Genomic DNA, 469 nt, shown 5'->3' on the forward strand with positions numbered 1-469 from the left:
TTTTTATGCCTCGGCGGCGGCCTGCTCGCGCAGCCAGGCGAGGAACAGCGAGAGGGGCGCTCGTTGCGCCGCTCCTGGCAGGCTCACCGCGTAATAGGCGAAGCGGCTCGGCCAGGGCCGCTCGAGGGCGACCGCCAGGCGGCCGCTGGCGATCTCGGCGCGGGCATGGATCTCCCGTACCAGCGCGATACCCTGGCCGGCCTCGGCGGCGCGAACCAGCAGCAGGTCGTCGGCGAAAGCCGGACCTCTCTCGCTGCGCGGGTCGTCCTCCACCCCCATCGCCCAGGCGCCGGATAGTCCAGCGCTGCAAGGATACTTTCCATGCCTTCCCTCCAGCTCTACAGCGACAGTTCACCCAACGGATTCAAGATCACCATCGCCCTCGAGGAACTGGGGCTGCCCTACGCACTGCACCACGTTCGCATCGACCATGGCGAGCAACGCCGCCCGGAATTCCTGCGCCTGAATC

At 68.0% G+C, this 469-nt stretch carries 1 protein-coding gene and 1 pseudogene; one reads left to right on the forward strand and one right to left on the reverse strand.

What is annotated here, in order from left to right; translation table 11 throughout:
* Window positions 1-3: 3 nt before the first annotated feature.
* Window positions 4-273 carry a LysR substrate-binding domain-containing protein gene (locus L6762_RS11885; protein ID WP_237187495.1) on the reverse strand — a complete coding sequence of 90 codons (270 nt, stop codon included), beginning with the start codon at window positions 271-273 and terminating at the stop codon, window positions 4-6.
* A 48-nt stretch (window positions 274-321) separates the two neighbouring features.
* Between L6762_RS11885 and L6762_RS12105 the strand changes: the two are divergent.
* A pseudogene (locus L6762_RS12105) lies at window positions 322-469 on the forward strand (thiol:disulfide oxidoreductase); the annotation flags it as partial.

Source organism: Rothia nasimurium (assembly GCF_928381705.1).
Lineage (GTDB): Bacteria > Actinomycetota > Actinomycetes > Actinomycetales > Micrococcaceae > Rothia > Rothia nasimurium_G.